A 7130-nucleotide genomic window follows, 5' to 3' on the forward strand; every position below is an offset into this window, starting at 1 on the left:
CAGTCAGCAAAAAAGTTATTGGCTCCAAAAACAGACGCAAAGCAGTAAAAAAACTAGCCAAAGTCCACAAGAAAGTAGCCGATATTAGAGCAGATGCACTACATAAACTCACAACATGGTTAGCTAAAAACCACAGCCACCTAAGTAATTGAGGATTTAAACGTAAGTGGAATGCTCAAAAAGCGGTGCGACCCCGCGACGACGCCAGCTCGCTTGCGGAACGCGCACCAAGACATCATAAACTAGCAAGTGCCATAGCAGACTGTGGTTTTTATGAGTTTAAACGTCAGCTTACATACAAATGTGAATGGTACGGCAGTGAATTAGTCATAGCTGATAGATTTGTGCGACTCGTTTGGCCTAAGTAAACCTAGTTTACGTTCAGTCAGTCCCTTTAGCGGGATAACTCTGATATTCATGGAGGTTCAATTCCTTCCCACGCGGATACCGTGTGACTCCTATCTCCCAGGTTTCAGAATTAGCAACTCTGTCTCTCGGTGCATGGGGATAAAGCGAAGTAAGGGTAATGTCATCCCGAGCCTTTGCAAGGGAAGTTAGCTATGGTTATCGAACAGAGAACTCAGTACAGTGGGTCGTAACCGCTAGTAGGAGAAAGACATTGTTACTCCTTGACCAAAATGGTATGCCTCACATAACTGGAATCTATCAAAATCTGTAGGTTCCGTATCCAGTTAGGGGTCGGCTTAAACTGAGAATCCTAAAGTTAACGTGAAATGATATCAGGGAACGAAGTAACCCCTTTGAGCCTCTCTTAAGTGGCAGGCGTTACCACTATAAATAAAATCCGCAGGTACAAAACTCGACCATCCGTACCAAAACAAAGAGTAGGAAAAGCGTAAACCTTTGGCTATTAGGGATAAGGATTCCCCAAGAAGCAAGCCTGGAGTAATGTTTAGGATGTGCAGACGTGGGGAGGTAACAAAGGTAGGCGGTGAAATCAGAAACTCAATAAGGCAAAATTTAGCGCCCAAGGTGTGAAGTGGAAACCGTGCCCACTATAAACAAGAAGTCGATGGCCTACGGGGCAAAATGCACCTGCGTATAAGTTTCAAACCCTAGAACCCTTGAAATAAAGGTGGGTAGAAGGGAGTATGTGAACCTAACCTCGAAGTATCCTTAGTTATTAGGAGCCGGATGAGTTGGAAACTCTCAAGTCCGGTTTTGAAACAGAGGTGAGGGATAGTGATATCCCCATCGACTGTAACTACCCAAGTTCTCAAATATGTTCAAACTGTGGGCATCAACAGAAAATGCCCTTGCACTTGAGAACTTATGTTAGCGCAGCTTTGCGTTAGCAAATGTAGTGAATGCGGTTTTGAAGCTGATAGAGACTTTAACGCTGCTATCAACCTGAAAAACTATGTGTATCAGTAGCTTGAGTCAAGAGCGAATTGAAGCCTGTGGAGAAGATAAGTTACAGACTGCGGTCAGTGGTCTTCTGTGTTTGCGCAGCATTGCGGAACGCAAAGCAGGAAGCTAGCTCCAAAGCTTATGCAATCGTGTATGGGTAAGTTTGGGTAAGTTTAGTAGAACGGAAATGGAAGCATTTTTCTACCTGCTTGGTGCGCGTTCACTTTCTATAACTGAATCTCTTGAGTTCACCACAGACTCAATTCTGAGGAGGGTAGGCAAAGGAAGATACCGCGTGCAACAAACAGGGAGTATCAAAAAAAGAAGAACCAATAATTATACTGATATAGATTATGTGATTACCTAAATAAACACTAAATAGCATTTTGATTTCAACTTTAAACATACTTGGCAGCAAAAAGACAAAATATAGATATTATTAGCTACTAACCACTGAATTTTTATCATAACTAATTATTCAAACATGATATAATTAGTCTTTATTACTTTTGGATTTTTGGATTTTTGGATTTTTTTGAAGGTAAATTATGAGTTCTTGGCAAGATAGTTTCAAAAAATTTACAGGTAAAACTCGATTTGTTGTCTCTCGTTTATTTCTCCACCTAGCGGGTTCAGAGGTAACGCCTTTCTTGGGTGTTTTGAATCGAGCTGTAAGGGAAATAGTTGCATCAGAAGGTAACTTGGAAGTAGCAGGAGAGGAACTCGTTGAAGTCTGTCAGAGTCTGCTACAATATGATACCTATTGGCAGTCTGCTGCTAATGAGGGAGATGTAATTTGGAATGAAGGAGAAGCAGGAGATTTCTTTGACGAACTCTTTACAGACTCAGCTTCTCGTTACCTAAGCTCTGGGGACAATGAAGATTATGAAGCAGATGATCAACTCCTAACTTTATCACCTACTGGTAACTTAGTAGTCATGCTCACAGTTGCTTTCGAGGGAGAAGTACCAGATATTGAAGCCGATCTTGCTAGTATGGATGCAATGACTACAGCACTAAAAGCCTTAATTAATCTGCATTATCAAGAAAAACTACGAGGTATTCAAATACATTTTTCTCCAGCACGTTTAGGAGATGAGTTAGATAATGAACAATTATTAGTAAACTTTTCTGAACTTATTCCTTTGTAATAAAGACAGCAGGGAGTGAGACAACAACTGCTACTCATTCCCTATCAAACCTGGGGTATTTATAGCAGTTGACTTATAACTTTTGACTTTTAAATTATGACTTTTGACTAATTATTCCCTGCTCAAAAGCCAACTTGATATGGTCTCGGGGTCTCCCGTTATAATCTGCGATTTAACGGGAGAGAACTTCACATCAAGGTAGAATAATAAATAGAACTTACTCAAAGTTGTTTAGGGAAAATTATAATATGTTACGTAAATTAACTGTTTTGTTTATGTGTTTAACATTGTGTTGGACAACTGTCGCCTGTGGCAGTTCCAACACAACATCATATCAAAACTCAAATTCCAATATTTCTTCTAACCTCACTAAGCAAAACCGAAATCAAGTAACTCAGGGACAATATCCCGTACAACAGGCAACTTATAACGATGCTAACGGTGAGTATACCTTAATGTTACTGAATACTCCGTCAGGTACACCACCGATGTATAGTACTACAGATTTGCAAATGGCAAGTTTGACTGAAGAAGAAATTCAGGAAGGCAAAAATAATTATGCTGAGATTAATGGCAACCAAGCTAGTTTACACATTAAACCAGACTTTAAAATTGAATATGTACACAACGTTACTGAAGTCCAAACCGATCCCCAAACAGGTAGACAAGAAACAATAATTGTGCGTCGAGAGTCTAACTTCTGGACACCTTTTGCCGGGGTAATAGCAGGTCAGGTAGTTGGTGGAGCAATTAGTAATATGTTGTTCAGACCTCAATACTATGTACCGCCAGTTTATCAACCAGGTGGAGTAATGACTGGTTATGGTGGGTATGGCAATAGCTATGACCAAGCTGTTAACCGATATCAAGAACGTTATCAAGCTCCACCAGCAGCAGTGAAAAATCGTCAAACATTGCGTGCTACAGGTGTAACTAATTCAACTAGAAGTAACAATACTCGCAGACAGCAGCAAAATCTAAATCGTTCCACGGGAAGCGGTGCTAGTGCTAGTGACTTGCGTCGCTCAAATCAAGCAAAACCTCGCCAACAACGTCGTAGTTTTGGTAGTGGCGGGTTATCTCCCTCTCGTCGTAGTGGTGGTTTTGGAACTAGACGACGCCGTTAATGAAGTCAGAAGTTAGAAGTCAGAAGTCAGAAGTTAGAAAGGGGGTGAGGCGTTTTCAGAGGCAGTTTCGACCTAGAAAGCTAGCTGAAATCTGAACGCTGACAATAAATGAATCACATTTATTAGGACTTACGCACCTCAACCTATTTCTGTCATTGCGACCGATAGGGTTTGCGGAGCAGTCCGGAACGGAAAGCAATCTCAAGTTAGTTTTTCGTACCTCATGCGTAATGCGCAAGTCCTGATTTATCTAAAATTATAGCTACAACAATTAACTAATTTGAGAAGGGGCGAACAACTGTTTGCCCCTAAATTTTATGCTCAGAAAAGGTGTTGGTGAATCAACATAAGAATTATAGCGCTGTGCGCAGCTCATTTGGCAGTAGGCAATAGCGGTCAGACCCCGCGCCGCCGCTAGGCGCAAGGGAATGCTGACCAAGAGAGGCAGTAGGGGGGATAAAAAGCTTATTATATAAAACTTTTAGCTATTGGACAGTTCCTGACATTTGTAAAGCAAGCCAGCGCACATTGCTATAAGATATTTGGACTAACCGTAATCAACATAAGAATTATGAATACCCCTTTGATTAGTTGCTCCCGAATAACCCGTAAACGAAATAATCTGTAGGGACGTTGCATGCAACGTTCCTACCTATTCCCTATTAGCCTGAGAAACACTATATAGTCAACTTCTTCACATAATATCTAATATCAAATGTTAATTAATTGGCAAGACTTAATAGCAGAAATTAATTTTAAACATAAACAATGCCAAGACGACCTTAATGCTATGGCATTTGCTTATTCTTTAGGGCAATTATTGCTAGAAATTCAAGCTTTATTGTCTCCCACTGAATGGGAATCTTGGGTCAAAAAGAATTGCAATTTCTCAGAAAGTTGTGCTGAAACTTATCTGCAAATAGCTAAAAGTTGGCCTAGTTTCCGGACACAATTAGATGCTTATAGAAAAGTAGATTTATCTGCCATGGAGAATATGCCCGAGATGCCACTTATTTCCTCTAAGTCAAAGGATAATTTTGAAGAAGACGTGGATACAGAAGTGAATCAAATTATTCCATTATTGAGCAATACTGAAAATTTTCCGACCTCTGTTCCAGATCCTGAAGAATCTGAAAATGCCACAATTATTAACTTTTATCTTCCTGGGAAAGTAGTTCCAAAAGCACGGCCACGAGTTACGACTAATGGTACTTATTTACCACCTCGATATCGTGCTTGGAGAAATCAGGCAGAAGTAGAAATTTACCGTCAAGTTTCTGAGCTTAATTTAGAAGTCAACTTACCAATTAAAAAAGCAGCTATTTCTATCAGTTTTTGTGGTAAACATCGTACTAATTCCGATTTAGATAATTTAGCTGGGGCTTGTCTTGATGCTTTAACATTAAATGGTGCGGGAGTACTACAGGACGACCGCTTGAGTTGTATTCCTAAGCTGACTATTGAATATGTTCCTAATGTTAAGGAAACGGGAGTTCAGATTAAAATTGAAATACTTCCTGTGAGGTAAATTTTTAACCTATTTGAAGGCTAATTTTTTCATCAAAACTAGATAATTAAAAGACTTGTTAATAGTAATTGTATAAATTTCTAGTAGCTTCTAGGATAAATTTAAGAGAAATCACTAGTTTATGTATGGAGAATGTTGAAATTATAATGAGTTTATGGATATAAATAAATTCACCCAAAGAATATAAAATGAGAAATTGGAAATATTTTAAATTAATTATCGGTACTGGATTTTTCCTAGTTTTGTGTCCATTTCTAGTAACAGAGAAAATACATATACATTCAAAGGCAATTGCACAAAAGGCCACAAAATATAGCGATAAAACTACGTTTCGCTGGCGCGATCGCCTCGCCCAAGAAAATTTAGCAATAGAAGCACAACAACTTGACGATCGAGCTACACAACAATATCAAAATGGCGAATTAGAAGCAGCTTTAGAAACTTGGCAACAGGTATTAGAAATTCATAATCAACAAGGCGATCGTGCTGCTATTAGTCGTACTTTAAATGAAATTGCTATTATTTACGATACTCAAGGTAAATATTCCCAGTCTTTAGAGTTTTATCAAGAGGCTTTAAAAATTGCTCAACAGGAAAAAGATAGTGCAAATATTAGTGCAATTTTAAGTAATATGGGGTTGGTATATTCCCATTTAGGTCAATACGAACAAGCAATTAATTTTTATCAGCAAGTTTTAAAGACTAACCCCCCAACAAAAGCTACAATTTTAAATAATATTGGCGCTATTTATCGTCGCTTAAAAGAATTTCCAAAAGCCTTAGAGTTTTATCAAAAAGCTTTGGCAATTCATCGGAAAAATCAAGACCGTCTTGGTATTGCTACAACTCTTGATAATATAGGTGTAATTTATCGAGAACAGGGCAAAAATTCTCAGGCATTAGAATCTCATCAGGAAGCATTAATTATTCGAGAAGAATTGGGCGACAAGGAAGGTCAAGCAGCTACACTTCATCATATTGGTATAGTACATCGGGAGTCAGACCGACATCAAGATGCTTTACAATTTCTGACTCATACTTTAATTATAGATAGACAACATGGAAACCAGGATGGAGAAAGAATTATCCTGGCAAATATCGGTAAATTATTAGAAAGAAAAAATCACCCTCAATTAGCAATAATCTTTTATAAACAATCAGTTAATATTACTGAAACTATTCGCAAAGATTTAAAAGTATTACCAGTAGAACAGCAGAAATCTTATATAGAAAGTGTTGCAGAAATATATCGTACTTTGGCTGACTTATTGCTCCAAGAAAAACGCGCCATAGAAGCACATCAAATTCTAGATTTATTGAAGGAACAAGAGATATTTGAATATATGGGAAACTTAAAAACTGATGAGGATGAATATACTGAAATTCCATTGTTAGAACTAGAAAAAAAATTCTGGAAAAGGTACACTCAGTTAATGAATGAAGTCAGCAATAACCAGATTGAATATCAGAATATTTCGTCAGATAAATTGCTGAGTATTCATGATTTTATTGATAGTGAAGAAGTGGCAAAAATTGTTTCAGAATTAGATAAAAATGCTCATGGTCAAAAACTTAGTTCGGATCTGTTGCTTTCCTTAAAGTATGAACTTCAAGAACATCAAGAAAAAAATACGGTAGTCTTATATCCATTACTTTTAGAAGACCGCTTAGAACTAATATTAGTCAGTGCTAATTCCGACCCAGTTCATCGCACTGTTTCAGTAACTAAGGAAGAATTTAATCAAGCTATCCTTGAATTAAGAGTGCGATTAACAAATAGAAATAAAGCCCAATCATTATCTAGAGGAAATAATAATCAATCCGCTCGAAAAGCTATGGAAGCTGGAGCAAAACTTTACGATTGGTTGATAAAACCTATAGAACCTCACCTCACAATAATGAATGCTAAAACTATTGTTTATGCACCCGATGGTCAACTACGTTATGTTCCTT

Annotated in this window: 5 protein-coding genes and 1 pseudogene; all 6 read left to right on the plus strand. The window is 38.0% G+C overall.

Annotated elements, in window-relative coordinates; all coding sequences use genetic code 11:
- A pseudogene (locus AC3DU7_RS20190) lies at positions 1-368 on the plus strand (RNA-guided endonuclease InsQ/TnpB family protein); the annotation flags it as partial.
- Positions 369-1293: 925 nt separating this feature from the next.
- On the plus strand, positions 1294-1395 hold the full coding sequence (locus AC3DU7_RS20195) for a zinc ribbon domain-containing protein (RefSeq protein WP_366558279.1): 102 nt from the start codon (positions 1294-1296) through the stop codon (positions 1393-1395).
- 524 nt (positions 1396-1919) lie between these two features.
- The gene (locus AC3DU7_RS20200; protein WP_488041097.1) at positions 1920-2522 is read left to right on the plus strand and encodes a DUF1517 domain-containing protein; all 603 of its coding nucleotides are present in this window, start codon (positions 1920-1922) and stop codon (positions 2520-2522) included.
- A 248-nt stretch (positions 2523-2770) separates the two neighbouring features.
- Positions 2771-3649, plus strand: coding sequence for a hypothetical protein (locus tag AC3DU7_RS20205; protein ID WP_488041098.1), 879 nt, complete (start codon positions 2771-2773; stop codon positions 3647-3649).
- Positions 3650-4364: 715 nt separating this feature from the next.
- Positions 4365-5177 (plus strand): RusA family crossover junction endodeoxyribonuclease, encoded by an 813-nt coding sequence (locus AC3DU7_RS20210; protein WP_488041099.1) that lies wholly within the window; start codon positions 4365-4367, stop codon positions 5175-5177.
- A 188-nt stretch (positions 5178-5365) separates the two neighbouring features.
- Positions 5366-7130 (plus strand): CHAT domain-containing protein (locus tag AC3DU7_RS20215; RefSeq protein ID WP_488041100.1); only part of this gene is annotated, 1765 nt, incomplete at its 3' end.

It is taken from the genome of Okeania sp., from assembly GCF_983059655.1.